Consider the following 23240-nt stretch of genomic DNA (forward strand, 5'->3'; position numbering starts at 1 on the left):
ATTTAATGAGAAATACTTTATGTATATACTAAGGTAAGAGATATTGAGGAGGTTAAATTATGTTAGCTAAACTGGCAGGCGTACTGCTAACAGGGACATTGCTTTTAAGTGCCTGTGGTCTTGGCACTACGCAAATGGAGCTACCTACTGCCACTGAACAGCACGCACTGCATACGGAGCGTCAACACTTTGAGGAGCGCTTAACTACACACACTACCGCAACGCTACTCGCCCTCACCTGCGAGGACAATGTGGATATCGCCACATATAAGGTGGCCAATGAAGCTTCAATGACCGTCAACTTACTTAAAGGTACACCTACGATTCAAGACATAACGTTACATATTGATGGGCCTGCTATTGGCAATGCCTTTCACTACGTAGCACTAGCGGTTGATCCTACGCTTACAATTGAGCAAGCCGCTACCCATTATTCAACAAGCAGCACAAGGGACAACCCAACATAATGGCATTACATATCAATTACACCACAGTGATGACGGTATAACACTTGTGGTAAACTAAACCTAACTGAAACTTCCTCTCCTTACCTTACGTATATTAGGTAGGAGGGGATTTTTTTATGAAATCATTAACAAAAAAACGCGCAAAAGCATTTGCGATTGATATGGCAATTGCGACAGCCGTCACAGGTGTGGTAGAAGTACTATTACGTAAAAAAGTGAAAAATGAATTTGTCCACGTCGTTGTCACACCTACCTTAGTAACCTACGGACTTGAATACGCACAACTCAAAAACAGCGGACAAACGATTGGTTACAAGCAACAAGGGCTAAAGCTTGTCAGTGAAGACGGCGCACCACTTGAAGGTTGTGCGCTTGTGAAGCGTATGTTATACCGTGATTATGTTAGCAGCTTACGCTATATTGCTGACCGCAAAAACTTTGCAAAGCACGACGGCGCTGTATTGCCACATGACGCAAAAACACATTGTTATGTGCAACAAAAAAACGACTAGGCTTGCTTAGTCGTTTTTCCAATGGGCATCAATAAAAGCATCTCGCCCTGATTGCGCGCGGTCCGCTTCGTAGCTTGCGACATCCTTTTTATAAAAGTCTTGGTGGTAGGCTTCAGCTGGGTAAAATACTTCTGCCGCTCGTATATTCGTCACAATGGGTTTAGTAAAGCGCCCGCTTGCCGCAACTTGCTCCTTAGAGGCAATCGCAAGCTCTGCCTGCTCGTCCGTATGCACAAAAATCGCAGTGGTATATTGTTCACCACGATCTTGAAACTGTCCACCTGCATCCGTTGGGTCCACCTGCGCCCAGTAAATCTCTAATAATGTAGTGTACGGAAAAACTGCTGGGTCAAATTCGATTTGCACGACTTCTAAATGCCCTGTATCTCCGCGCTTTACTTGCTCATACGTTGGGTTTTTAAGCTCCCCACCCATATAACCTGATGTCACCCGAAAAATCCCTTCATAACTATCAAACGGCTTAACCATGCACCAAAAACAGCCGCCCGCAAATGTCGCTAATTCTCTCATTTTTTTCACACTCCCTTTGTATACCTTACCCTTTTATTTTACACTTAGTTAAGGAGGTGGCGCTATGCCTTATTTACTTGTTGGTGTTGGTGGCATGCTTGGTGCTACATTGCGCTACGCTGTAAGCCTGATTATCGTGTCGCCTTTTGCGACATTACTCGTTAATTTAATTGGTGCATTTGTACTCGCGGTAATTTTAACACGAACGAAGCGTTCTTTATTTTTTGGCACAGGTGTACTTGGGAGCTTTACGACTTTTTCGACCTTTAGCTACGAACTTACCCAACTGCCGTTAATTTGGGCTTCGGGTTATGTGGTAGTAACACTTATAGGTGGCGTACTTTGTAGCGCACTTGGCAGTCAATTAGGTGCGCGCTATGTTTAGTGTGGCAATTGGTGCATTTTTCGGGGCAATGTTACGCTTTTGGGTGAGTGAGCACATCACAAAAGGCACTTGGCTTGTTAATATCGTCGGCTCATTTTTGCTTGGGCTAGTTATTAGTTCGCCGTATCACTCATTGCTCGCTATTGGATTTTGCGGCAGTTTTACGACTTTTTCGACTTTTAGCATAGAGGTAGTGACACTTTGGCAACACAATAAAAAACAGGCTGTGCGCTATAGTATCGTTACAACGACACTTAGCGTAGCAGCCTGCTTATGTGGTTTATTTATCAAACCATAATGGCGTAGTATCTTCTTCATCACCATTATAATTAATCGTGATTTCCTCGCCTGCCGCAATATCTTTGCGTGCAAAGAAGTCAAACGAATGATTGTCAAAATTAATATCATAGCGTGCATTAGCATCATAAGCATGGTTAAATAACATGCCGTAGCCTAGTAACATCGCTGTATGATTTTTGCCATATTCAAAGGCATAATCCGCAAGTAGTGTTTTTTCGATATGCTCATGCTCAGCATTAGGGTAAGCAATTACAGGTGCTTGGTGTAGTAATGTCCCTTTTGTGATGGCTTGCTTTGCGAATACACCGCGGTTAAACTCGCCGTCGCTCAACGTCGACGTTTTAATTTCTATCATGGTTGTCTCCTGTTCACCGTTAAAATTTCGTACGCCCTATTCTCTCATGCTTTACGGTGAATGTACACCGAAGAAGCGCAAAAGCCCAAACCTCCGCTCAAGGTTTGGGCTTTTATCTTAAATGTCTTGGATATTATCGAAGTTAACCTTCTTCATATCTAGCTCTGGCTCTTCTTGATCCTCTGGTACATCTTCCTTAGCGATATACTCTACCGCAACCTCACCATAATCACTTACATCAAGCCCATGTGCAGAAAGGTCTTCCTGCTCCTCATGCTCGCCAACGCCATCACCAAATGATTTAGCTTCAATATCAACGATGCAATCAGGGTCAATATGGCTTAAATCTACCATTACTTCTTCTTGCTCCTCAGGTACATCGCGCTTATCAATATACTCAACAGGTAGCTCTGTATAAGCATCAACATCAAAACCAGCTGCTGTATACGCTTGTGGTTTTGATTTATCCACGCCATCACCAAATGAGCGCCCTTCGATATCGGTAAAATCATCACTGTCATACGTTGTATATGTGCCGTGGTAATCATGCTCTTCAACTGTCTGCATCATATCTTGATTAAAACTATCATCCGCAAACTCCGCATAATTATCCGTATGGTACAAATCTTGCTCAAGCGAAGTAAATAAAATCGTACGCTTACGCAATACCTTACCATTATCCGTTAACTGAATGACACATTTGCCGCCTTTTGGCAAAATCGCTAATTTATCAAAGCGCTCCTCTGCCTTATACAGTAAATGTGCTCGCGGCACAATCGGTAGCATCTCATCAAAGTTTAATTTTGGTGTTTGGCGTAGCTCAGATGACCACACCAACTCATTATCTTTTACTACTTCTAACACAGCATTGCTCAACTGCGCCCCTGTACGAATAACGAATACGATATTCGCATGGTTAGCTTCGTCACCTGGCTGAATGCGGTGCAATAGTAGTTCTTCTTCTTGAATTACGTCACACATATAAATAAATGTAGCCATAATTCTCCCCTCCTCAAAACACGCGGTTAATTTTTTAAATTTTTACTCAATTCAAGTATAATTCTTTTTTGGCAAAAAATGAAGCAACATCGCTTATCGCATAAAAAGAGCCGTCTGAAGTCCCTAAATTTAGGCACAACAGACAGCATTTTTTAACGTAATGCGTCAATGCGAGCTCGGTCAAAATCCCCAGAGCGTAGCATATCAATTTCGATTTTGTAAGGCGATTGCTTAGATTTAGGATTATCCGCTAATGCCACAAAAGGTGTTTCTAGGATTTTTGGTACAGCTGTAAATGCCTCATGATGCACGATGCTATGCAGTGTGTCAAAACCAATATAGCCAAAGCCAATATTTTCATGACGGTCTTTACCTGCGCCACGCTCATTTTTAGAATCATTAATGTGTAGTACTTTAATGCGCTCTAAGCCTACCGTTGTATCAAAGTTTGTCAGTACACCATCTAGGTCACCAATCAAATCATAGCCCGCATCATGCGTATGGCACGTATCAAAACATACCGATAAACGTTCATTATGCGTAACGCCATCAATGATTTTAGCTAGCTCATCAAACGAACGACCACATTCTGTTCCTTTACCTGCCATTGTTTCTAAGGCAATTTGTACAGGAAAATCTTGCGATAATACTTCGTTTAAGCCCTCAATAATTTTAGCAATCCCCGCTTCAGCACCAGCACCTACGTGTGCACCTGGGTGCAACACGATTTGGTCGATGCCTAGTGCTGCGGTACGTTCGATTTCGCTTTGTAAAAAATCAACGCCTAAGCGGAAGGTTGCAGGCTTTGTTGTATTTGCGATATTAATAATATACGGTGCATGCACCACAGCTTTTTGCATGCCATGCTCTTGCATATGCAAAAGACCTGCTGGGATATTAAGTTCCTCGATCGGCTTGCGTCGCGTATTTTGGGGCGCACCTGTATAAATCATAAATGTGTTAGCGCCGTAAGAAAGAGCTTCCTCACTTGCACCTAACAACATATCTTTACCACTCATTGAAACGTGAGAACCTATTAACAATTATCTCGCTCCTTATTTACCACGCGCGCGTTTGCGGCGTTCCTTACGTTTAATTTCGTCCATTTTCCAGCCCATTTTTTTCTTGTAGGCCGGTTTAACCTTTTTAGGTTTACGGACTTTTGATTTAGCAATTTGGTCAATCTCATTTACTTGACGCACACGGTTTTTACGTGCATGACGGTCTTTAAGCTCAACAAACTCACCATTAACAAGGTCTTTATGTTGAAGCGGAATGCCCATCTTATCTAAGCGTGCTACTGCATCCTCATCTGATGGCTCAAATAATGTAATTGCAGTACCTTTGTTACCAGCACGTGCAGTACGACCAACACGGTGAACAAAGAACTCTAAATCATCTGGAATTTCGTAGTTAATTACATGTGAAATCCCTTGAATATCAATACCACGTGCAGCAAGGTCTGTCGCTACGATGTATTGGAACTCAAGATCACGAATTTGCTTCATTACTTTACGACGGTCACGCGGACTTAAATCACCGTGGATTTGCCCTGTGCGTACACCATTTGAGTTTAAGAAGTGTGCTACGCTCTCTGCTGTTTTACGTGTATTAGTAAAAATGACCGCAATATACGGGTTAATGGCCTTAGCAATTTCTAGTAAACGTGCATTACGTGATTTTGAACGTGTTGGCACAAGATAGAAATCAATATTTTCGGCAACAGGGCGCTTGTCCTTCATATTAATATGAGTTGGTGCATCCATATATTTTTTAAGGAAAGGTTGTAATTTCTCAGGGATTGTTGCTGAGAACACGTACATTTCAAGGTTTTCTGGCATGCTTGATGCAAAGCCGTCAATTTCCTCGATGAAGCCCATGTCAAAGGCAAGGTCTGCCTCATCCACTACTAAAATATTAGCTGTGTGTACATGTAGGGCATTTTCTTTTACAAGGTCACGAATACGACCTGGTGTACCTACTACGATATGTGGTTGCACCGTTAATTTTTCGATATCACGTTTTTTATCCGTACCACCGATATATAGTTTAGTGCGGATTTCCGTGTGCGCTACTAATTGGTTAAGCGCCTCGTAAATTTGTTGTGCTAGCTCACGTGTTGGCGATGTAATAACCGCTTGTACCGTTTGCTCCCCTTCGTTAATACGCTGCACAATAGGTAATAGGAAACTATGCGTTTTACCTGTACCTGTATGTGCTTGTCCGATAGCACTCTTACCTTTTAAGATAAGCGGGATAATTTCCTTTTGAATTGGTGTTGGCTCTGTAAAGCCTAACTCAGCGATGGCCTCTTGTAAAAAAGGCTTAAATTGATAATCTGTGTATTTTGACATTGTAATGCCTCCTGACTGTTTCATTATTGTAACACGTTTCTACGCATTCGCCTATTATACATCATGTGTCAAGCATTGCTTTCTTTGTACTATTAACTAGTGTCCGTTATAATAGGGGCATGTAACTATGAAAGGGGCACCATGATGCAAGTAATTAAAATTAATCCTCGTGGCTATTGCTACGGTGTTGTTGATGCAATGGTTATTGCACGCAACGCAGCACTCGACAAGAGTTTACCTCGTCCAATTTATATTTTAGGGATGATTGTACACAACAAACATGTCACTGATGCATTTGAGGCGGATGGCATTATTACGCTAGACGGCGAAAATCGCTTAGATATTATTCGTCAGGTAGATAAAGGCACTGTTATTTATACAGCGCACGGTGTTTCACCTGAAATTCGTAAAATCGCGAAAGAAAAAGGCTTAGTAGCTATCGACGCTACTTGCCCTGATGTAACGGTAACGCATGACTTAATTGCCGAAAAATCAGCAGAAGGCTATGACATTATTTACATCGGCAAAAAAAACCATCCAGAACCAGAAGGTGCAATCGGCGTAGCACCTGACCACGTTCACCTTGTACAAAATCCTGAGGATGCCGCAGCACTTAACTTAACAAATGAAAAACTACTGGTGACTAACCAAACAACAATGAGCCAGTGGGATGTTCTTCACATTATGGAAGTATTAAAAGAAAAATACCCACATATCGAAGTACACCAAGAAATTTGCCTTGCCACACAAGTGCGTCAAGAAGCTGTAGCTAACCAAGCGGGCGTAGCTGATTTATTAATCGTTGTGGGCGACCCAATGTCTAATAACTCTAACCGCCTAACACAAGTATCAGAAGAAATTGCGCATACTAAATCGTACCGTATTGCAGATGTTGGCGAGCTAAAACTTGAGTGGCTACAAGGTGTAGATACAGTAGCAGTAACAGCTGGTGCATCAACACCAACACCAATCGTTAAAGAAGTGATTAACTTCCTTGACCAATACGATCCAACAAACCCTGACACGCATAAAATTGAGCGTACGGTGTCACTAGACCGCATTTTACCAAAAATTAAAACACCAAAACCAGTCGAAAAAATCATGCCAACCGACTGATAGGTAAGAGGACGAGCCACTGCGCCGTCCTCTTTTTTGACTTTACTTACGCGCTCACCTATGGTTAAGAGGAAGCACTAGGGGTGCCAGTTTGGCTGAGAGAGTCCCTTAGAACCTGACCTAGCTCATACTAGCGTAGGAAAGTGTAACGCCCCCGCTTCAAAAAAGTTTTAGGAGGCAATGGAAATGCAATTTACTGACCGTTTATTTACTAAGGTAGCGCCTGTATGGCAAAGCTATCTTGAGCACCCTTTTGTCAAAGGAATTGGTGATGGCACGTTAGCACATGACAAATTTATTCACTACATGAAGCAAGATTATATTTATTTAATCGAATATGCGCGCGTCTTTGCATTAGGTGCGGCCAAGGCAAATGACCTTAAAACAATGACGCTATTCGCTAATTTATTACACGGCACGATGAATTTCGAAATGGATTTGCACCGCGATTATGCCAAACAATTTGGTATTACACCTGAGGAACTTGAGGCAACTGAGCCATCTGCAACAATGACATCCTACACGAGTTACATGCTTAGCCAAGCACAACTAGGCGGTGTAGAAAACACAATCGCAGCCGTACTTGCTTGCGCATGGAGTTATAACTGGATTGGTACAGCTCTTGCAAAAATCCCTAATACTACAAGCCATGAGTTTTACGGCAATTGGGTACGCATGTATGCATCAGAAGAATTTAGCGCACTCGCTAACGACACTATCGCGATGATGAATGACGTTGCGCGTGACCTACCTGAGCATAAGCTGCAACAACTCGAAACCATCTTCATTACGACATGCTATTACGAATATATGTTTTGGGAAATGGCAGAGACTAAGGCCATGTGGCCACTTCCTGCCCTTGCACACCACTAAACAACAGCACGGCACTGAGATTATTCAGTGCCGTGCTTTTTTGTCTACATGGTCATTTACTGTCTATCATTTTTTTGTACACTGAAGCAATAACAAGGGGGATTTTTTATGAAAAAAATTATTAAAAACATTTCCTTTTGGTAAATAAAGGTCCTCGTCCTATTAACAAATTAGGACGAGGACTTTTTTAGTGCATCATAAACGGTTTACTATAACGCACTTCACCGCGCATAGAGAGCGGCGTTTGTAGCGGCAATACCATAAAGGCTTGTTGTGGCACTTCAAACGGAGCCGTAATACTAAATTGCGCGGCTGGCACAAAACCAAAGCGTGGGTAATATGTCGGGTGCCCTAACACAATAATCGCTTGATAGCCTAAAACACGGGCACGCGCAATAGCCGCTTCGATTAACCGAGTACCGAGTCCGTGATTTTGGTAACCAGGTAGCACACTAATAGGCGCTAACGCTAAAGCCTCCGCCTCACCTACATGAACGCGCGTCAACAAGCATTGGCCTACAACCTCCTCCTGATGTAGCGCTACTAAAGATAACGCTGGGATAAAGGCGTCGCTTAATCGCAAACGTGATACTAATTGATGCTCCTTGTGATCACTCATTGCCTCACGCTCAAAAGCAAGGCGCACCACATCCTCTGTATTGCTGTAGTGTTTTGGTTGTTCTTGTGTTAGTACAATATCCATGTCACTCCTACTTTCCATCACGCCATAATTTGCTTGGCCAGTATACTACCTTTCCTAAAGCAGCAAGTAATGCTGGGACAAGCAATGGGCGCACAATAAAGGTATCTAATACAATACCCAAGGCAGTCACAATTCCAAACTGCACTAATAATTGGATAGGTAGTGAAGCAAGAACCATAAAAGTGCCTGCTAAAATAATACCTGCTGACGTAATAACAGCTCCTGTTGAAGCTACGCCATTTTCAATCGCTTGTAAGTGATTAATACCATTTTGGCGGTTTTTCCATACTTCCGAAATCATAAAAATATTATAGTCATTGCCAAGTGCCACAATAAAGACAAAGCTATAAAGTGGGATTGCACTTGCCATTGCAGATTGCCCTAAAACATAATGAATAATTAGCCAACCTGCACCAAGCGCTGCAAAGAAGGACACCACAACAGTGGCCATTAAACTTACCGCTGTAACTGGTGCGCGTAAATAAAGCACTAACAACACAAATATAATCACAATCATCGTTGGTTGAATGAGTTTTTCGTCCGCTTCTTGTACTGTCTTTGTATCTACTTGCTCACTCGTTTCGCCGCCTAACCAAAAGGCATCAGCGCCAACAAGTTCGCCTAGATCTTGCTTCATTTGCCCTAAATCTGTCATCGCTTGCACAGCATACGGGTTTTCTTTTAAATCAACACTATATAATTGATAGCCGTCTGCTTGCTGCGGCTTAGCTACTTTGCCCACATAAGGTAAAGCGGCCAGCGCATCCGTAATATCCTCATCCGTTTTAACAATCACACTCACTGGTGCAAGCTCTCCTGCTGTAAAGTGTTCCTCAATAATTGCAAACCCTTCACGTGATGGCATATCTTCAGGGAATGACGATAATAAATCATAACTAAACTCAATTTTTGGCGAAACCGCCGCTAGTCCTACTAAAATCAGTGCGGTAACCGCAATGACTAACCAATGGCGCTTGACCGTAAAGCGACCAATTTTACGCATAATTCGGTGTGGTGGTTTTGGTGCTACGTAAGGTTTACCTTTCTTACTAGCGTGCGCTCGCGCCATTTCTTCTGTACGTGGGATAAATGGCCAAAAAGCATAACGCCCTAATAGTCCTAAAATTGCAGGAAGTAATGTAAGCACAGCGATCGCCGTAATTAAAATACCAAAACTAAATGGAATGGCAAAGCGATGAAACGCTCCGTAATTTGCTAGTAATAAGGTTAATAACCCAATTACTACAGTAGCCGCACTCATAATAATAGCGCCGCCTGCTGCACGAAGCGATTGAGTTAATGCCTTTAATTTATTAGGTTCTATTAATAGCGTATCGCGGTAGCGAGTAATTAAAAATAAACAATAATCCGTACCTGCACCAAACAATAGGACAATCATAATCGATACGGCTTGTGCGTCTTTTACTAGCCAACCTGCCTCCGTCATTGCCCCAAGCAATGGGCTAACAACTAAAAAGGCAATCCCTACAACGACTAATGGGATAATTGCTAAAAGTGGTGAGCGATAAATAACTAATAAAATAACTAAAATAATAAGTACAGTCGCTGCCATTAGCTGAAAATCAGCGGACTTAAATAAATCGGTTGCATCTACCGAAATCCCGACAGGACCTGAGTAGCGAGCATGTAGTACATCCTCTGATAACTTCGCGCTATAGGGATTTTCGCCTGTAATTGTTTTCGTTAAAGTCGTAATATCCGCTAAGCTATCCTTTAACGCAGCCGTACTCGCATCCTCCTTAAAGAAAATCGGTGTAACAAGCGCCTTACCATCCTCCGACACTGAGCCCATCAATGCTTGTGCTGGGATTGTGCCTAATGGTGGGATAAATTGTTGCGTTGCGAGTGGATTTATTTCAAGCTCCTTATACAAAGCTTGTACACCCTTAATGTCTGCCTCTGTTAAACCTGCATCACGTTGCCACGTAATTAATAACGGTATCCCCGCGTTACTCGCAAAGTGCTCCGCCTTTAACTCAGCCGCTTGCATAGACATTTGGTCTGCTGGTAAATTAACAAGCGCTACGTTATCTATACTATTAATTTGCGGAAACAACTTCCCTAGCAAAAGTGCAAGCACTACCCACAGCGCTAATATAACAACGCGCATAGGGCCCTTCTCAAAAAATTTGGTCATTATTTTTCCCTCCATCCCTTATACAAACATTGTACAGAAGTTGTACAACATTTGACAAGCGTCACTTTTTTACGTTGAATAGATATATCCGAAAACAAAATCGAGGAGATCGTATGAACAGTACAACGTATACCATTCAACAAGTAGCCGAGCAAACAGGTTTGTCTAAACAGGTCATCCGTAAATGGGAAACCCGCTACGGAGTCATCCAACCTGCACGGCTCGCCAACGGTTACCGTAACTATACCGAAGCTGAAATCACTATTTTGCGCTATACTAAGCAGTTTATTGCACAGGGGCATAGCATTGCTAAAGCCGCAACATTAGCTAAACGCCAAATGCTAGCACCAACAGCTACCTTAACGCCTTTTAGCACACATGACTTTATCCAAGCATTGCAAGATGTTGGCACACAGGCTGATGATAAACGATTATTACAGTTACTGCAAAAAGCACATAATACGCTTGGTTTACTGACAATGATTGACACCATTTTACTGCCTTTTTTAACACAAATCGGCAAACTTTGGTGCACAAAGGATTGGTCCGCCTATCAAGAAGCCGTAAGCAGTCAAACCATTCGCGACTTTTTGGCTAATGCGCGTCGCAACATTTTTGTTACAGAGCAAGCGCCACTTATTATTGGTAGCTGCCTGCCGCAAGAGCGCCACGAAATACCCATGCAAATTTTATTAATTCGTTGTGCCATTGCAGGCTACCGCACCTTAATGCTTGGTCCTGCCCCTGCACCCCTTGCCATCGAGGAGACCGTACAACACTTACACCCTCAAGCCGTATTATTAAGTGCTTCAACTAAAATTCAACCTGAGGTGCTTGAGCCACTTGACGATTTTGCGGCTACAACGACTGTACCCTTATTTTTAGGTGGAGAAGCTACAACATCCCTAACGCCACCGCAACACATCATCATTGCCAATCATTTGCCTGACATACTAGCGCAACTAAAAAAACAAGCGAGCCCGATTATTTAATCGCTCGCTTGTTTTTATTAGGCTGTATGGTAAGGATTTAAATGAATAATAGCATCATGCACATCCTCATGCTGTCCAATAAGCGCATGTTTTACCTCTTTTGTAATCGTATGTCCCTGTTCAACAGTTAAATCAGCGTCTACGCTAATGCGCACATCAAGCACAACATAACGACCATGTGTACGCGCATAAATTTTATCAACTTTACGTACATTAGGGTTTTGGTAAATGGTTTCTTCAAACTGCGCCACATGCGTTGGGTCTAGCACTTGCTCCATCATTACGACTGATGATTCCTTTGCTAGTGAGTAACCCATCTTAATAACAATAAACGCTACAGCGATACTAGCGATGGCATCTGAATATACCAAAAAGCCAATATCAAAGCGATTACCAATTATCGAAGCCGCGATACCAATTAATGCTGCAATTGAAGAAAATGCATCCGAACGATGGTGCCATGCTTCACTAATCAATGCAATACTATTAACACGTTTGCCAAGACGATATTTGTATTGGAATAGCGCCTCTTTAATCACAATCGAAATCACAATAATAACAAGTGCAGTAGGTTTAGGAATAACAACCTCCCCCGAAATAATTGACTTCACTGCCGAAATCGAAATTTCGACACCTACTAAAATTAATAGGAATGCCACAATAATCGAAGCAATTGTTTCGGCCTTACCGTGACCGTATGGGTGCTCCTCATCTGGTGGCTTTACAGCAACTTTTACGCCAAATAAAATTACGATAGAGCCGACAATATCCGAAGCAGAGTGCAAAGCATCCGCTAACAGCGCCTTACTATTTGCTAAAAAACCAAAAACACCTTTCAATACGGTTAAAAAGATATTTGCAATAATACCGATCCACGTTGCGCGTACAATTTGTTTGTTTACGTCCATATGCTCGCCCTCTTTCTTTTGGTGAATGTATCGTAACAAATGACACCCGTGTAGGTACACAGAAAAAATGTTTCCCTCAGACCAAGAAATTTACGCATTCACATATATAGGTAAAAAAAGCCTTTTATATACTACTTAAAACTCAGTTAAGTAGATATAAAAGACTAATTAATAGAACCTTTTTTTACCTTTAAAGTAAAACTATTCGATTATTTTTGTAATTACGTTTGTGACTTTAAAAAACGAAGGCGCATCTGGTTCGCCCTCTACATAGTCATAAAATAGCGAATACGTGCGTTCATACGTAATATCTTGCCTTTTACCATCTTGCACATGCTCCACATGCTCTACTGTTTGTGCCTCGTAGTCTGTGTCGCCAATCTTTTTCATTAGGGAAACTTCCGAAGACACTGGCTTTTCAGCAATGCCTTGCCCATGTAAAGCTAGTACATCTTGCTCTACTTGCATATTGTAATCCGTGCCATGCATGATGATACCGTTCATTAATGGTTGGATAGTGCCTGTGTTAACAGACTCTGCATAAGCTGTCGCAAAATTTGTTACCGCTTCGTTAATCAGTGCTTGTTCTTTTTCTTCGACACCTTCTATTGTGGTATCTACTTGTTGCTGTGGTGTTTCATTGTCTGCAGGTTGTTCAGTTGTTGGTGTTTCGGGCTCCTCAATAGGTGTTTGCGGCTCCTCTTGCTCTGGTGCTACAGGTGTAGCTTGCTCATTACATGCTGCTAGCAGGAGTGCTAAACTAGATAGTGCGATTAATTTTTTCATTTTCATCACCTCACGCCTAGTATAACATGCGAAACTTTTTTCGTATTGTGACGTATACCTACTAAAGGAAGTGACACATCATGTACCATATTTACAAACATCAAATCACTAACGCACAAGGCGCTACAGTTGGCTTTATTAAGCCTATACCTTTCACTAAACTACAACTGCTTGGTAATGTCGCCTCACTTATTAGTACACAACTATTGCTACCACGTAGCTATGCAAGCTATGATGCTACTGGCAATGAAGTAAGTCGTACTGTTGCACCTGCTAACTTTTGGTCATCAAAACGCACACTTATTGTGCAAGACACCCTATTACCAATTACTAGTGAGGTAGATACACTCGGACGTGTAACGCACCACTTTATGCTGCAAGGCGTTAACTGCCATATTGACAGCAATTACAAGGAGGAGTACCACCTCTATATAGGTGAACAATGCGTGGTACAATTTAAAAAAGCGAGCAGAGGACTCGATGTCACATGTTATACAGAAGACGAGACGTTACTTTTGTTATTTGCGAGCCTACACTTCACCATTTATCAGGGAGGGATTCAATGACAACGTTTACTGCACCTTATAGCACTGCCAATCCCGCAAGACAGCTGTATGACGACCAAGGGCAATGTGTTGTACATATTAAGCCTACACCGCTACCACTGTCTAAACAAATTGTCAGTGTAGCTACATCCTTACTACAACTGCCCTTACTACTATCATTTACAAGCTATGATGCTGAGGCAAACCCTATCTTTACGCTGCGTCATAAGTTACTATCTTATGAATTATTTGTGCATGCGACAAATGAGTTAGTAGTCGTTAAGGATTACCAAATACAACTCATGGAGTCAGGGCGTAAATTTACGATGGCAGACGTGCCGTTTAAGGTAGAGCTTGATCTTGCCTATAACGCAACATTATACTGTCGCGATAGTGCGCTCGTACGCTTGCAGACGTTTGATAACGGCTGGCAACGCGAGCGTGATACGTATACGCTTGAGCCTCAAGTGGATAGTACATTTGTCCATCTTTTATCACTACTCGCTACAACCTTCACACGTTAAAAAAAGGGAAACCGCAACGATGCGATTTCCCTTTTTTTATTTTTTACATTCAATATCATAGCTACGTGTAAAGAAGTTGCCCTTCTCTTTAACAATTAGTTCGCCGCCCTCACCTGCACAGCGTTCCTTCATAAACTCGATTTGCTTTTCGTAATTACTGTTGCGGTAAATAATCATCACAAGCCCTACAACAATAAAGACTGCACCAATTACCATCCAGCCCTTACCTACGTTTGGATTTCTTTTCATTATACTACCCCTCACACAAATTGAAACGGCTCAGTATCCACCGCTGACTCAATAAATTGTACGTCGAGCTTTTTGGCCTCAACTAGTGTTGCCATTTTTTGCGCTACGCCCTTAATCATAACTTTCTCTACATGATGCCCAGGGTCAATAATATTTAAGCCAATCGCTTCAGCATCTTGTGCGGTATGAAAGTACATATCCCCCGTCATAAAGACATCTGCTCCTGCAAATTTAGCTGCGTTAATATATTTATTACCATCGCCACCAACAAGTGCTACCTTTTGCACTTGCGCCTCACCGTCACCTACCATCGTACGCATGGCACATCAAGTGACTGTTTAACATGCTCCGCAAATTCGCGCAGTGTCATTGGTGCTTCGAGTTTACCTACACGCCCAATGCCTTGTACGTTCATTTCACGCGCCATTTCAAATAAATCATAAGCAGGCTCCTCATACGGATGCGCTTGTAACATAGCTTTTACAATACGCCCTGTCATACTTTTAGGAAATACTACCTCAATGCGTTGCTCCGCCTCAGTATGTAACTCCCCAATCTCACCAACATGTGGGTTAGCTCCTGCTAATGCACGGTAGCGCCCCTCACCTTGTGTCGTATAGCTACATGAGTCATAATCACCAAGTTGCCCTGCGCCAGCCTTTGCTAGCACATCACGCAACTCAAATGCTTGCGCAAAAGGAATAAAAGTCGCAAGCTTCATCATTGGCTCACTATACGTTTTTTCGAGGAAAGTAGTATCCGTTAAACCAAGTGCCTCCGCTAATAAATCATTAACGCCACCAGCTGCCACATCTAAATTAGTATGCGCCGCATAAACGGCAATATCATTTTTAATTAGCTTTTCGTAAAGCTTACCCGCTGATGTATCCGTACGAATATGCGCAAGCTTTCGGAAGATTGGTGGATGGTGCGCAATAATAAGCTCACAGCTTTCTGCAATGGCTTCGTTAACAACAGCCTCATTAACATCGAGTGTTACTAACACACGTGTCACAGGCTTGTTTAATGTACCTACAGCTAAACCAATCGGGTCATTTTCCATACAAGCTAGTTTTTTTGGTGACCATTGCTCAAATAATTGAATAACCTCATGTCCATTTGTTGCCTTCATTGTAAAACCTCCTCAGTGAGTGCAATTTTATGTGTTAACTCCGCACGCTTTTCAACAATGCTTGCCGTTTGTTCGATGTTTTCGGTATTGGCTAAAATTTTGCGCCACTGCGCAAGCTCACGCGTCCACTTTTTAACAAAAGGTGCTTCCTTAGCTTGCATTAAATGCGGGCCAAATAATAGCTCTGCCTCTGTTAGCTTCATATCACCACGTTGGAGTACAAGGATTTCGTAAATTTTGTCGTCCTCCTCTAAAATGGCTTCTTCTAAAATAGCAAACTGATGGGCAACTGCCCACTCACGAATAGCCATGGCATGAATATTAGGTTGTAAAATTAAACGCGTAACATGTGTTAGGCTCTCAGGATTTTTTGTTAAAATCGAAGCAATAAGCGGCCCGCCCATGCCTGCAATTGTTACAGTATCCACCATATCCGCTTCGGTCACGGCCGCTAGCCCGTCCGCAAGACGCACAGTTACCTTATCTGTTAGCCCCTCTTGGCGCACTTGCTTAACCGCCGACTCGTAAGGTCCTTTAACAACCTCTCCCGCAATCGCGCGTGCTGCAACGCCCTCATGGATTAAATAGCATGGTAGGTACGCATGGTCACTGCCAATATCGGCAACTACTGCGCCTGTTGGTACATAAGAAGCGACTTTCGCTAGACGCTCTGATAGTTTTTGTGCATTCATAATTTACCCTCACTTACAATGTTATGCCTCTACTTTACCATAAAAAAAGCGTTGCCTCACGAGGAGACAACGCTTTTTGTTAATTATTTAAGTGAAGATACGTATTCAGCTACAGCTTCAATTTCAGCTGGATCTTGTAAAAGACCTGCTGGCATTGCGCCTTGACCGTTTTTCACAACGTCTTGAATGTGCTCAGCATCTAAACCTGCAATTTTAGGGTTTGTGCCTTGACCAGTTAAGTCGCCACCGTGACAGCCGATACAGCTAGATTTAGCGATTGACTCGCCATCCACCTCAGTTGTTTCAGCGCCGCCCTCATCACCTTTAGCAGCTTCTTGTTTTTTACCAGCGCCATCTAAAGATAAGAAGAAAATAATTGCGATACCCATAGCCATGATTAATAAATAAGGTACGATTGGACTGTTTTTCATTGTGTTAACCTCCCTCTATCAGTTCATAAAGATATCTATAAATATTATAGAATCATTCAACACTTCATATTGTACTTCATTCCTTGGAAAACGAAAAGCCCTATTCGTGAAGTTTTATAGTGGCTGTAACAAATTTGTCATGAATTGCGAAAAATTTGTGAAGTTTACAGCAAAAGATAGAGCCAATAACCAACAACAATCATGCCAGCTAATGCGCCTGACAAAGTAAAATACAGTAAATTTCGTTTAATACCTGTAATTAACCACAGGGCACAGTTAAATAATAACGCCAAAAATAATAAGTTATCATTTTTAGGAAAATAGGCTGTGCTTATGTAAATCGTAATACCAAATATAAGTAGTGCCGCCATAATATGATACAGTACGGCGAGTGATGGGTGCTTGAGTGCAACAACTGCTGCCCTCACAAACAGTAACGCGGTCACGCCTGCCGCAATAATAGCACAAACTGCAGTGTACGCTGAGAGCGCAAACATCCCGACAAAGGACAGGATACCCACAATCGTAAGCAATGTGGTCATTACAATATTCGTACGCTTTTCCTTTGCTAATACGGCTTGCTTCGCCTTTTTTTCTTGTTCAGTTTCCTCGTGTTCGCCCTCTGTATATAATGTGGCTAAAAAATCACAATAATGCTCAGGCAGGAGCTTATTTTGTTTCCAAAATAAAATTTCATTTAAAATAATTTGTTTTCTCGGTTTTGACATACTATCAATCTCCAAACGTCCTACGTTCTTTTTCTATATCACTACTATTTTATGCGATTTCACTTCCAGTATCATGTTCCAAAAGTAGCATATCACCTTAAATCTTTAGACCCTCACTTTACAATCCTCCGCAAGCAGTGTACTGTTTTAAGGAGATATTTTAAAGGTAGGTTTTTTTGTGAAACAAACAGTATTTTGGCGCATTGGCTTCTTTTTGCTTGGCATTGTCATTTTAGCGCTTGGCGTTACCTTAACGATACGCGGGCAATCCTTTGGCGTTGGCTCTTGGGATGTGCTCCACATCGGTTTATTTAAAACGGTTGGGCTAACGATTGGCTCATGGTCGATTATTTTAGGCATTGGCATTTTAGTTTTTATTGGGCTTTTTACAAAGTCACTACCAAAGCTTGGCACATGGGTGGATATGGTGCTAACAGGCGTTTTTATCGACGTCTTTAACTGGTTACTGCCTGTCGCTACGACAACAGCCATGCAACTCGTAGCCTTTGTATTAGGCTTAGTAGCTATTGGCTTTGGCGCAGGTATGTATATCGCGGCAGACCTCGGCGTTGGCCCTCGCGATGCGCTTATGATGTTGCTAACGGATTATACACCGCTGAGTGTAAGTACAGCGCGTACAATTATGGAAGTTAGCGTAGCACTTGTTGGTGTACTGCTCGGCGGTCCACTTGGCATTGGCACAGTTATTATGGCCTTTGGGCTTGGTCCTATTGTACAATGGGCACTCAAGTTTAATGAACGCTTATTTGAACGTATTACAGGACAACCCGCCCTACAAAAAAAAGGAGTCGCTTAACGCGGCTCCTTTTGCTTATTCTAGGAAATCTTTTAAACGCTTGCTGCGAGATGGGTGGCGTAATTTACGAAGCGCTTTTGCTTCGATTTGACGAATACGCTCACGCGTAACACCAAATACTTTACCTACTTCTTCAAGCGTGCGTGTACGACCATCATCTAACCCAAAGCGTAAACGTAGTACGTTTTCTTCGCGGTCTGTTAATGTATCAAGCACGTCTTCTAATTGCTCTTTTAATAGCTCGTATGCCGCATGATCGGACGGCGATTGCGCTTCTGAGTCTTCGATAAAGTCGCCTAAGTGCGAGTCATCTTCTTCACCAATTGGTGTTTCAAGTGATACAGGCTCCTGTGCGATTTTTAGGATTTCACGTACTTTTTCAGGTGTGATGTCCATTTCTTCACCGATTTCTTCTGGCGTTGGTTCGCGCCCTAAATCTTGTAATAATTGACGTTGCACACGAATTAATTTATTAATCGTTTCGACCATGTGTACAGGGATACGAATGGTACGCGCTTGGTCAGCAATCGCACGTGTAATCGCTTGACGAATCCACCATGTAGCATAAGTTGAGAATTTAAAACCTTTACTATGGTCAAATTTTTCTACAGCTTTAATAAGACCCATATTACCTTCTTGAATTAAGTCAAGGAAGAGCATACCGCGACCAACGTAACGCTTGGCAATAGAAACAACAAGTCGTAAGTTTGCTTCAGCTAAACGTTTACGTGCCTCGTCATCACCTTGTTCAATACGCTCTGCAAGTGCTACTTCTTCTTCTGCAGAAAGTAAGTCAACGCGACCAATTTCTTTTAAATACATGCGAACAGGGTCGTTGATTTTAACGCCAGGTGGCACACTTAAATCGTTTAAGTCAAACTTTTCTTCACTAGATTCTTCTTTTTGTAAGCTTTCTTCTTCAAATTTCTCTTTACCGATAATTTGAATGTCTTGGTTCTTTTCAAGGTCCTCCGCAAAGTGGAAGATATCCTCATTTTCTAGCTCATACGGCGCTAAACCTTTTGCGATTTCGTTCATCGAAATCTCGCCAGCCGCCTTTGCCTTTGCTGCGATAATTTTTTTTGCTTCATCTAATGAAACTTCTACTTCTACCTCTTTTGAACGTTCAGACTTGTTCGCCATAAACCTTCCTCCTTCTAACAATCACGCCAAGCTACATAAGGCGAAGTTGCTTTTGCAACGCCACATATTGCTTTGCTAATTCAATCGTTTTTGCATAGTCTTGCGTTTTTTCGGCTTCCTGCGAAGCCTGCTTCAGTTCTTCAAGTTGCCATTTGATGCGTTCCTTACGTAAAAAGGCAAGGCTATCTGCCACCTCTTCTTGACGGCGATCTTCGTTTGTTTCAAACGTTGCAGCCTCTACTACAATCTTACGTAATTCGGCCTCCTCAAGTTGCGTTAAAAAACGCTGATAGTTGGGCTCGTTTTTTTCGTAAAAGGCAAGTAAATGCACAAAGACCGCATTATACGCATCGCGTAAAAAAGGCGCGTTGGTATTTTCGCCAGTACGTACCTCATATACCACGCTAGCATCTAGTAACATATGCGCTAAAATAATACGCTCTGCAACGTCCACACCCGTGGTCATTTTACGGTCGAGCGGTGCAATAACCGGTGGTGTCTCGACAGTTGGGGCTTGTACTGCTGTGCGCTCTAGCCTGTGGTAATCAGCATAAATCGCCTCTTCAGAAATATTTGTCTCTTGTGCTAATTGACGAATATATAAATCGCGCTCCATTGGGGACGAACGCTTGGCTAACTCTACTAATACCTCATGCGTGTATTGTAAAATATCGTTTTCGTAGGCAAAGTTTTTGCCTTTGCGCGCAAAATACTTAATAAAGGCAAGGTAGGCATGCGGGCTATTAACAATTTGCTCTATAAATTGCTCCGCGCCGTACTTTTCAATGTAATCATCAGGGTCAAGCCCGTCTGGTAAGATTGCTACCTCTATTTGCATTTGCTTTTGCTGTAAGAGCGTTGCGGCGCGCTTTGTTGCCTCTAAACCAGCTTGGTCACCGTCGTAACAAATTGTGATTTGTTCAGCTAACCGCTTTAATTTGTGACAATGCTGGTCTGTTAGCGATGTACCCATGGTAGCAACGGCATTTGTTACCCCCGCCTTTGCTGCCGCAAGCACATCCATAAAGCCCTCCATTAAAATCACGCGACGCTCTTTACGTATGCTTGGTCGTGCACGGTCAAGATTGTACAAAACCTCACTCTTATGGAAAATTGGTGAGTCAGGGCTATTTAAATACTTAGCCTCCTCCTCACTTGTAGGTAATACACGACCTGAAAATCCGACGACTTTGCCTAAATCATTACGCAGTGGGAACATAATACGCTCACGGAAGCGGTCAAAATAACTACCATCCTCGCGCGCAATAATCAGCCCACTCGCTGCCATTTCGTCAAGCTCAAAGCCCTGTCGCTCTAATAATATCGACAGCGCCTCCCAATTTGGTAGGGCATAACCGATTTGATACTCCTTAATCATTTCCTCCGAGAAGCCACGTCCCTGTAAATAAGCAAGCGCCGCTTCACCGTCCTCTGTGTTAAGCAAGAGGTGGTGGAAGAAAGAGGCCGCAAACTCATGTGCTTCAAGCATGCGGGTTTCTTCTGCTGACACCTGCTTAGTTGGTGTAACGTGCAACTCCGTACTATCAATCGCAATGCCTGCGCGCTCACCCAATTTAATCACAGCCTCAGGGAAAGTAATCCCCTCAATATCCATGACAAAAGTCAGCGCATTGCCGCCTGCACCGCAACCAAAGCAACGGTAAATTTGTTTATCAGTAGATACCGAAAATGACGGCGTCTGCTCACCATGAAACGGACAAAGCCCAAACCAGTTACGACCGCGCTTCGTCAGCTGCATGTACTCGCTGATAACGTCAACAATATCTGATTGACTGCGCACATCCTCAATAATATGTTCAGGTATTTTTGCCACGCCACTCACCTTCATAATTACTATTTTCGATACAAATTGAAAAAAACCTTTATTTTTTTCGAAAAATAAGGTCGCTTTTGCTTTTAACCTATCTATTATACGAGATAACTGCTATTTTGACCACTAAAAAAACGACCTAGCAAAACGCTAAGTACGTTTAATATTTTGCAAATGTCGAATGATACGGTTTGCCGTTTCTTCGACCGCTTTATTGGTTACATCAATGACATGGCAGCCAATGCGCTCCGTAATTTGCTTAAAGAAATTTAGCTCCTGCTCAATGCGAGAGTGCTGGGCATACAGCGCATCATTATTTAAACCTAACGCCATTAAGCGTTCCTGCCGAATAAAATTAAGCTTCTCTGGCGAAATCATAAGCCCGACACATTTCTCTGGCGCGATTTCAAAAAGCTCTTTAGGCGGCTCCACCTCTGGTACTAGCGGCACATTGGCTACCTTATAGCGCTGATGTGCTAAGTACTGTGACAGCGGCGTTTTGGATGTACGAGATACGCCAATGAGTACAATATCCGCTTGCAGTAAACCGCGTGGGTCTCGACCATCATCATATTTAACCGCAAACTCAATGGCCTCGATTTTTTTAAAATAATCATCATCTAATTGATGGAGTGTGCCAGGTTTTTCGAGGGGGGCCTCGTCTACCACTACGTCCATTGCATCAATAACAGGACCGAGTACATCGACTGCTTTTACGCCTTGTGCTTCGCATAGTTGCGTTGCCAACAAACGCATATTAGCATGCACTAAAGTAAAGATAACAAGTGCACCTTTGACACTCGCAAAATGCACGATTTTACGTAGCCCCTCCTCTGTACGCGTATAAGGAAAGCGTCGAATGACCGCGTCCTCATAGTTGGGACGAAACTGCGTCACCACAGCCTTAGCGACTTGCTCACCTGTTTCGCCGACAGAGTCGGAAATAATAAATACTTGTAATTGCTTCATAGGCTACCTCCTACTCCGTTGGTTCGATTAAGGAAATAAACGCACGTGTGATGGTTGTCTTTGTTAGACGCCCAATGACCTCTAAACCGCCTTTGCGCTCAATCACAACAGGCAATGAATCTACCTCACGCTCAATTAATTTTTGCGCGGCTACCATTAACGTATCATTTTTACTACAATGCGAAATATTTGGCATGCGCGTCATTATAATATGAAGCGGAATGTTAGTTAGGTCTTGCGAGCCGATGCTTGTGCGCAGTAAATCCTTGCGCGATAAAACACCTGTTAAAAAGCCCTCGTCATCCACGACGAATAGTGTGCCGACGTCTTCAGCAAACATATGACAAATCGCATCGTAAACCGTCATATTCTCTTGGACTTTAACTGGTGTTGAATAAAAATCTTTTACAATTAATTTTGTGACTGTTTCATGGACAGATGCCGATGTTTTTTTACCAGAATAAAAATAACCAACACGCGGACGTGCATCTAAAAAACCTGACATTGTAAGAATTGCTAAGTCAGGTCGTAGCGTCGCTCTAGTTAAGTTGAGTTGGTCGGCGATATGCTCGCCTGTTATCGGACCGTTTTCTTTAACGATGCGTAATATTTCTTCCTGACGTTGATTGAGTTCGATTACACTCACCGCCTCAAATAGTGTTATACTTATTGCCTAATTATTATATACTATTTTACCTTTGATTGCGAAGAAAAGAAACAGATGATACAATGTTGACATA

The 23240-nt window shown here is 42.5% G+C and carries 27 protein-coding genes, 1 pseudogene and 1 riboswitch; of the genes and pseudogenes, 10 read left to right on the plus strand and 18 right to left on the minus strand.

The window, feature by feature from the left end:
• Nucleotides 1-59: 59 nt before the first annotated feature.
• Nucleotides 60-467, plus strand: a complete 408-nt coding sequence (locus CH76_RS10095; RefSeq protein ID WP_036145692.1) for a hypothetical protein — start codon at nucleotides 60-62, stop codon at nucleotides 465-467.
• Between the two features lie 116 nt (nucleotides 468-583).
• Nucleotides 584-979 carry an RDD family protein gene (locus CH76_RS10100; RefSeq protein WP_036145694.1) on the plus strand — a complete coding sequence of 132 codons (396 nt, stop codon included), beginning with the start codon at nucleotides 584-586 and terminating at the stop codon, nucleotides 977-979.
• A gap of 6 nt (nucleotides 980-985) precedes the next feature.
• On the opposite strand, the gene msrA is transcribed toward CH76_RS10100, so the two are convergent.
• The gene (gene msrA, locus CH76_RS10105) at nucleotides 986-1510 is read right to left on the minus strand and encodes a peptide-methionine (S)-S-oxide reductase MsrA (protein ID WP_036145697.1); all 525 of its coding nucleotides are present in this window, start codon (nucleotides 1508-1510) and stop codon (nucleotides 986-988) included.
• Between the two features lie 64 nt (nucleotides 1511-1574).
• On the opposite strand from msrA, the gene CH76_RS10110 reads away from it, so the two are divergent.
• Nucleotides 1575-1895, plus strand: a complete 321-nt coding sequence (locus CH76_RS10110; protein ID WP_036145700.1) for a CrcB family protein — start codon at nucleotides 1575-1577, stop codon at nucleotides 1893-1895.
• Nucleotides 1888-2193, plus strand: coding sequence for a CrcB family protein (locus CH76_RS10115; RefSeq protein WP_036145703.1), 306 nt, complete (start codon nucleotides 1888-1890; stop codon nucleotides 2191-2193). The genes CH76_RS10110 and CH76_RS10115 overlap by 8 nt, the downstream gene beginning before the upstream one ends.
• Here CH76_RS10115 and CH76_RS10120 read toward each other — a convergent pair.
• The 4 genes from CH76_RS10120 to CH76_RS10135 all read right to left on the minus strand — a co-directional run bounded on the left by CH76_RS10120 (nucleotide 2176) and on the right by CH76_RS10135 (nucleotide 5903).
• Nucleotides 2176-2550: an SET domain-containing protein gene (locus CH76_RS10120; protein ID WP_036145712.1), complete on the minus strand. Its 375-nt coding sequence runs from the start codon at nucleotides 2548-2550 to the stop codon at nucleotides 2176-2178. The two genes, CH76_RS10115 and CH76_RS10120, sit on opposite strands and share 18 nt — an antisense overlap.
• Before the next feature lie 117 nt (nucleotides 2551-2667).
• Complete coding sequence (locus tag CH76_RS10125; RefSeq protein WP_036145715.1) at nucleotides 2668-3549, minus strand: hypothetical protein; 882 nt, start codon at nucleotides 3547-3549, stop codon at nucleotides 2668-2670.
• A 152-nt stretch (nucleotides 3550-3701) separates the two neighbouring features.
• Entirely contained in the window at nucleotides 3702-4592 is an 891-nt protein-coding gene (locus tag CH76_RS10130; RefSeq protein WP_036145717.1) for a deoxyribonuclease IV, read from the minus strand.
• 12 nt (nucleotides 4593-4604) lie between these two features.
• Complete coding sequence (locus CH76_RS10135; RefSeq protein ID WP_036145719.1) at nucleotides 4605-5903, minus strand: DEAD/DEAH box helicase; 1299 nt, start codon at nucleotides 5901-5903, stop codon at nucleotides 4605-4607.
• Nucleotides 5904-6047: 144 nt separating this feature from the next.
• On the opposite strand from CH76_RS10135, the gene CH76_RS10140 reads away from it, so the two are divergent.
• Both CH76_RS10140 and tenA read left to right on the plus strand, forming a co-directional pair.
• Nucleotides 6048-7019 carry a 4-hydroxy-3-methylbut-2-enyl diphosphate reductase gene (locus CH76_RS10140; RefSeq protein WP_036145723.1) on the plus strand — a complete coding sequence of 324 codons (972 nt, stop codon included), beginning with the start codon at nucleotides 6048-6050 and terminating at the stop codon, nucleotides 7017-7019.
• Between the two features lie 69 nt (nucleotides 7020-7088).
• Nucleotides 7089-7178, plus strand: a riboswitch (TPP riboswitch).
• 27 nt (nucleotides 7179-7205) lie between these two features.
• Nucleotides 7206-7892 carry a thiaminase II gene (tenA, locus tag CH76_RS10145; protein WP_036145726.1) on the plus strand — a complete coding sequence of 229 codons (687 nt, stop codon included), beginning with the start codon at nucleotides 7206-7208 and terminating at the stop codon, nucleotides 7890-7892.
• Nucleotides 7893-8079: 187 nt separating this feature from the next.
• Here tenA and CH76_RS10150 read toward each other — a convergent pair whose 3' ends face one another.
• Together CH76_RS10150 and CH76_RS10155 are read right to left on the minus strand one after the other, a co-directional pair.
• The gene (locus CH76_RS10150; protein WP_036145729.1) at nucleotides 8080-8595 is read right to left on the minus strand and encodes a GNAT family N-acetyltransferase; all 516 of its coding nucleotides are present in this window, start codon (nucleotides 8593-8595) and stop codon (nucleotides 8080-8082) included.
• A 7-nt stretch (nucleotides 8596-8602) separates the two neighbouring features.
• Complete coding sequence (locus CH76_RS10155) at nucleotides 8603-10753, minus strand: MMPL family transporter (RefSeq protein WP_036145732.1); 2151 nt, start codon at nucleotides 10751-10753, stop codon at nucleotides 8603-8605.
• Nucleotides 10754-10866: 113 nt separating this feature from the next.
• Here CH76_RS10155 and CH76_RS10160 point away from each other — a divergent pair, with 113 nt between their 5' ends.
• A complete protein-coding gene (locus CH76_RS10160; RefSeq protein ID WP_051910317.1) occupies nucleotides 10867-11745 on the plus strand; it encodes a MerR family transcriptional regulator in 879 nt (292 codons plus the stop codon).
• Between the two features lie 17 nt (nucleotides 11746-11762).
• Here the strand turns inward: CH76_RS10160 and CH76_RS10165 are convergent, their stop codons facing one another.
• Together CH76_RS10165 and CH76_RS10170 are read right to left on the minus strand one after the other, a co-directional pair.
• Entirely contained in the window at nucleotides 11763-12653 is an 891-nt protein-coding gene (locus CH76_RS10165; RefSeq protein WP_036145736.1) for a cation diffusion facilitator family transporter, read from the minus strand.
• 201 nt (nucleotides 12654-12854) lie between these two features.
• Nucleotides 12855-13439 carry a hypothetical protein gene (locus CH76_RS10170; protein WP_036145737.1) on the minus strand — a complete coding sequence of 195 codons (585 nt, stop codon included), beginning with the start codon at nucleotides 13437-13439 and terminating at the stop codon, nucleotides 12855-12857.
• An 80-nt stretch (nucleotides 13440-13519) separates the two neighbouring features.
• On the opposite strand from CH76_RS10170, the gene CH76_RS10175 reads away from it, so the two are divergent.
• Both CH76_RS10175 and CH76_RS10180 read left to right on the plus strand, forming a co-directional pair.
• The gene (locus CH76_RS10175) at nucleotides 13520-14005 is read left to right on the plus strand and encodes a hypothetical protein (protein WP_036145738.1); all 486 of its coding nucleotides are present in this window, start codon (nucleotides 13520-13522) and stop codon (nucleotides 14003-14005) included.
• Nucleotides 14002-14508, plus strand: coding sequence for a hypothetical protein (locus tag CH76_RS10180; RefSeq protein WP_036145739.1), 507 nt, complete (start codon nucleotides 14002-14004; stop codon nucleotides 14506-14508). Before CH76_RS10175 ends, CH76_RS10180 begins: the two co-directional genes overlap by 4 nt.
• A 36-nt stretch (nucleotides 14509-14544) precedes the next feature.
• Here the strand turns inward: CH76_RS10180 and CH76_RS10185 are convergent, their stop codons facing one another.
• The 5 genes and pseudogenes from CH76_RS10185 to CH76_RS10205 form a co-directional block, all read right to left on the minus strand.
• A complete protein-coding gene (locus CH76_RS10185; protein WP_036145741.1) occupies nucleotides 14545-14757 on the minus strand; it encodes a hypothetical protein in 213 nt (70 codons plus the stop codon).
• Between the two features lie 11 nt (nucleotides 14758-14768).
• Nucleotides 14769-15889 (minus strand): annotated as a pseudogene (locus CH76_RS10190) (Nif3-like dinuclear metal center hexameric protein).
• On the minus strand, nucleotides 15886-16581 hold the full coding sequence (locus tag CH76_RS10195) for a tRNA (adenine(22)-N(1))-methyltransferase TrmK (RefSeq protein ID WP_036145744.1): 696 nt from the start codon (nucleotides 16579-16581) through the stop codon (nucleotides 15886-15888). The pseudogene CH76_RS10190 and the gene CH76_RS10195 overlap by 4 nt, the downstream one beginning before the upstream one ends.
• A gap of 83 nt (nucleotides 16582-16664) precedes the next feature.
• Entirely contained in the window at nucleotides 16665-17012 is a 348-nt protein-coding gene (locus CH76_RS10200) for a cytochrome c (RefSeq protein WP_036145749.1), read from the minus strand.
• A 164-nt stretch (nucleotides 17013-17176) separates the two neighbouring features.
• Complete coding sequence (locus CH76_RS10205; protein ID WP_036145752.1) at nucleotides 17177-17740, minus strand: hypothetical protein; 564 nt, start codon at nucleotides 17738-17740, stop codon at nucleotides 17177-17179.
• 178 nt (nucleotides 17741-17918) lie between these two features.
• Between CH76_RS10205 and CH76_RS10210 the strand changes: the two genes are divergently transcribed.
• A complete protein-coding gene (locus tag CH76_RS10210) occupies nucleotides 17919-18557 on the plus strand; it encodes a YitT family protein (RefSeq protein WP_036145753.1) in 639 nt (212 codons plus the stop codon).
• 15 nt (nucleotides 18558-18572) lie between these two features.
• Here CH76_RS10210 and rpoD read toward each other — a convergent pair whose 3' ends face one another.
• From rpoD to CH76_RS10230, 4 genes are all read right to left on the minus strand, one after another.
• The gene (gene rpoD, locus CH76_RS10215) at nucleotides 18573-19700 is read right to left on the minus strand and encodes an RNA polymerase sigma factor RpoD (protein ID WP_036145755.1); all 1128 of its coding nucleotides are present in this window, start codon (nucleotides 19698-19700) and stop codon (nucleotides 18573-18575) included.
• A gap of 31 nt (nucleotides 19701-19731) precedes the next feature.
• A complete protein-coding gene (gene dnaG / locus CH76_RS10220; protein ID WP_036145758.1) occupies nucleotides 19732-21549 on the minus strand; it encodes a DNA primase in 1818 nt (605 codons plus the stop codon).
• 132 nt (nucleotides 21550-21681) lie between these two features.
• The gene (locus CH76_RS10225) at nucleotides 21682-22500 is read right to left on the minus strand and encodes a pyruvate, water dikinase regulatory protein (protein ID WP_036145760.1); all 819 of its coding nucleotides are present in this window, start codon (nucleotides 22498-22500) and stop codon (nucleotides 21682-21684) included.
• 10 nt (nucleotides 22501-22510) lie between these two features.
• The gene (locus CH76_RS10230) at nucleotides 22511-23146 is read right to left on the minus strand and encodes a helix-turn-helix transcriptional regulator (protein ID WP_036145763.1); all 636 of its coding nucleotides are present in this window, start codon (nucleotides 23144-23146) and stop codon (nucleotides 22511-22513) included.
• Nucleotides 23147-23240: the final 94 nt, after the last annotated feature.

Origin of the sequence: Lysinibacillus sp. BF-4, assembly GCF_000743635.1 — a bacterium.
In the GTDB taxonomy this organism is placed as follows: domain Bacteria; phylum Bacillota; class Bacilli; order Bacillales_A; family Planococcaceae; genus Metalysinibacillus; species Metalysinibacillus saudimassiliensis.

Excerpts from the sequence above, each read along its gene's own strand:
- CH76_RS10095 (WP_036145692.1), top strand. The coding sequence starts at position 60 with ATGTTAGCTAAACTGGCAGGCGTACTGCTAACAGGGACATTGCTTTTA.
- CH76_RS10100 (WP_036145694.1), top strand. The coding sequence starts at position 584 with ATGAAATCATTAACAAAAAAACGCGCAAAAGCATTTGCGATTGATATG.
- msrA (WP_036145697.1), bottom strand. The coding sequence starts at position 1,510 with ATGAGAGAATTAGCGACATTTGCGGGCGGCTGTTTTTGGTGCATGGTT.
- CH76_RS10110 (WP_036145700.1), top strand. The coding sequence starts at position 1,575 with ATGCCTTATTTACTTGTTGGTGTTGGTGGCATGCTTGGTGCTACATTG.
- CH76_RS10115 (WP_036145703.1), top strand. The coding sequence starts at position 1,888 with ATGTTTAGTGTGGCAATTGGTGCATTTTTCGGGGCAATGTTACGCTTT.
- CH76_RS10120 (WP_036145712.1), bottom strand. The coding sequence starts at position 2,550 with ATGATAGAAATTAAAACGTCGACGTTGAGCGACGGCGAGTTTAACCGC.
- CH76_RS10125 (WP_036145715.1), bottom strand. The coding sequence starts at position 3,549 with ATGGCTACATTTATTTATATGTGTGACGTAATTCAAGAAGAAGAACTA.
- CH76_RS10135 (WP_036145719.1), bottom strand. The coding sequence starts at position 5,903 with ATGTCAAAATACACAGATTATCAATTTAAGCCTTTTTTACAAGAGGCC.
- CH76_RS10140 (WP_036145723.1), top strand. The coding sequence starts at position 6,048 with ATGCAAGTAATTAAAATTAATCCTCGTGGCTATTGCTACGGTGTTGTT.
- tenA (WP_036145726.1), top strand. The coding sequence starts at position 7,206 with ATGCAATTTACTGACCGTTTATTTACTAAGGTAGCGCCTGTATGGCAA.
- CH76_RS10150 (WP_036145729.1), bottom strand. The coding sequence starts at position 8,595 with ATGGATATTGTACTAACACAAGAACAACCAAAACACTACAGCAATACA.
- CH76_RS10155 (WP_036145732.1), bottom strand. The coding sequence starts at position 10,753 with ATGACCAAATTTTTTGAGAAGGGCCCTATGCGCGTTGTTATATTAGCG.
- CH76_RS10160 (WP_051910317.1), top strand. The coding sequence starts at position 10,867 with ATGAACAGTACAACGTATACCATTCAACAAGTAGCCGAGCAAACAGGT.
- CH76_RS10165 (WP_036145736.1), bottom strand. The coding sequence starts at position 12,653 with ATGGACGTAAACAAACAAATTGTACGCGCAACGTGGATCGGTATTATT.
- CH76_RS10170 (WP_036145737.1), bottom strand. The coding sequence starts at position 13,439 with ATGAAAAAATTAATCGCACTATCTAGTTTAGCACTCCTGCTAGCAGCA.
- CH76_RS10175 (WP_036145738.1), top strand. The coding sequence starts at position 13,520 with ATGTACCATATTTACAAACATCAAATCACTAACGCACAAGGCGCTACA.
- CH76_RS10180 (WP_036145739.1), top strand. The coding sequence starts at position 14,002 with ATGACAACGTTTACTGCACCTTATAGCACTGCCAATCCCGCAAGACAG.
- CH76_RS10185 (WP_036145741.1), bottom strand. The coding sequence starts at position 14,757 with ATGAAAAGAAATCCAAACGTAGGTAAGGGCTGGATGGTAATTGGTGCA.
- CH76_RS10195 (WP_036145744.1), bottom strand. The coding sequence starts at position 16,581 with ATGAATGCACAAAAACTATCAGAGCGTCTAGCGAAAGTCGCTTCTTAT.
- CH76_RS10200 (WP_036145749.1), bottom strand. The coding sequence starts at position 17,012 with ATGAAAAACAGTCCAATCGTACCTTATTTATTAATCATGGCTATGGGT.
- CH76_RS10205 (WP_036145752.1), bottom strand. The coding sequence starts at position 17,740 with ATGTCAAAACCGAGAAAACAAATTATTTTAAATGAAATTTTATTTTGG.
- rpoD (WP_036145755.1), bottom strand. The coding sequence starts at position 19,700 with ATGGCGAACAAGTCTGAACGTTCAAAAGAGGTAGAAGTAGAAGTTTCA.
- dnaG (WP_036145758.1), bottom strand. The coding sequence starts at position 21,549 with ATGAAGGTGAGTGGCGTGGCAAAAATACCTGAACATATTATTGAGGAT.
- CH76_RS10225 (WP_036145760.1), bottom strand. The coding sequence starts at position 22,500 with ATGAAGCAATTACAAGTATTTATTATTTCCGACTCTGTCGGCGAAACA.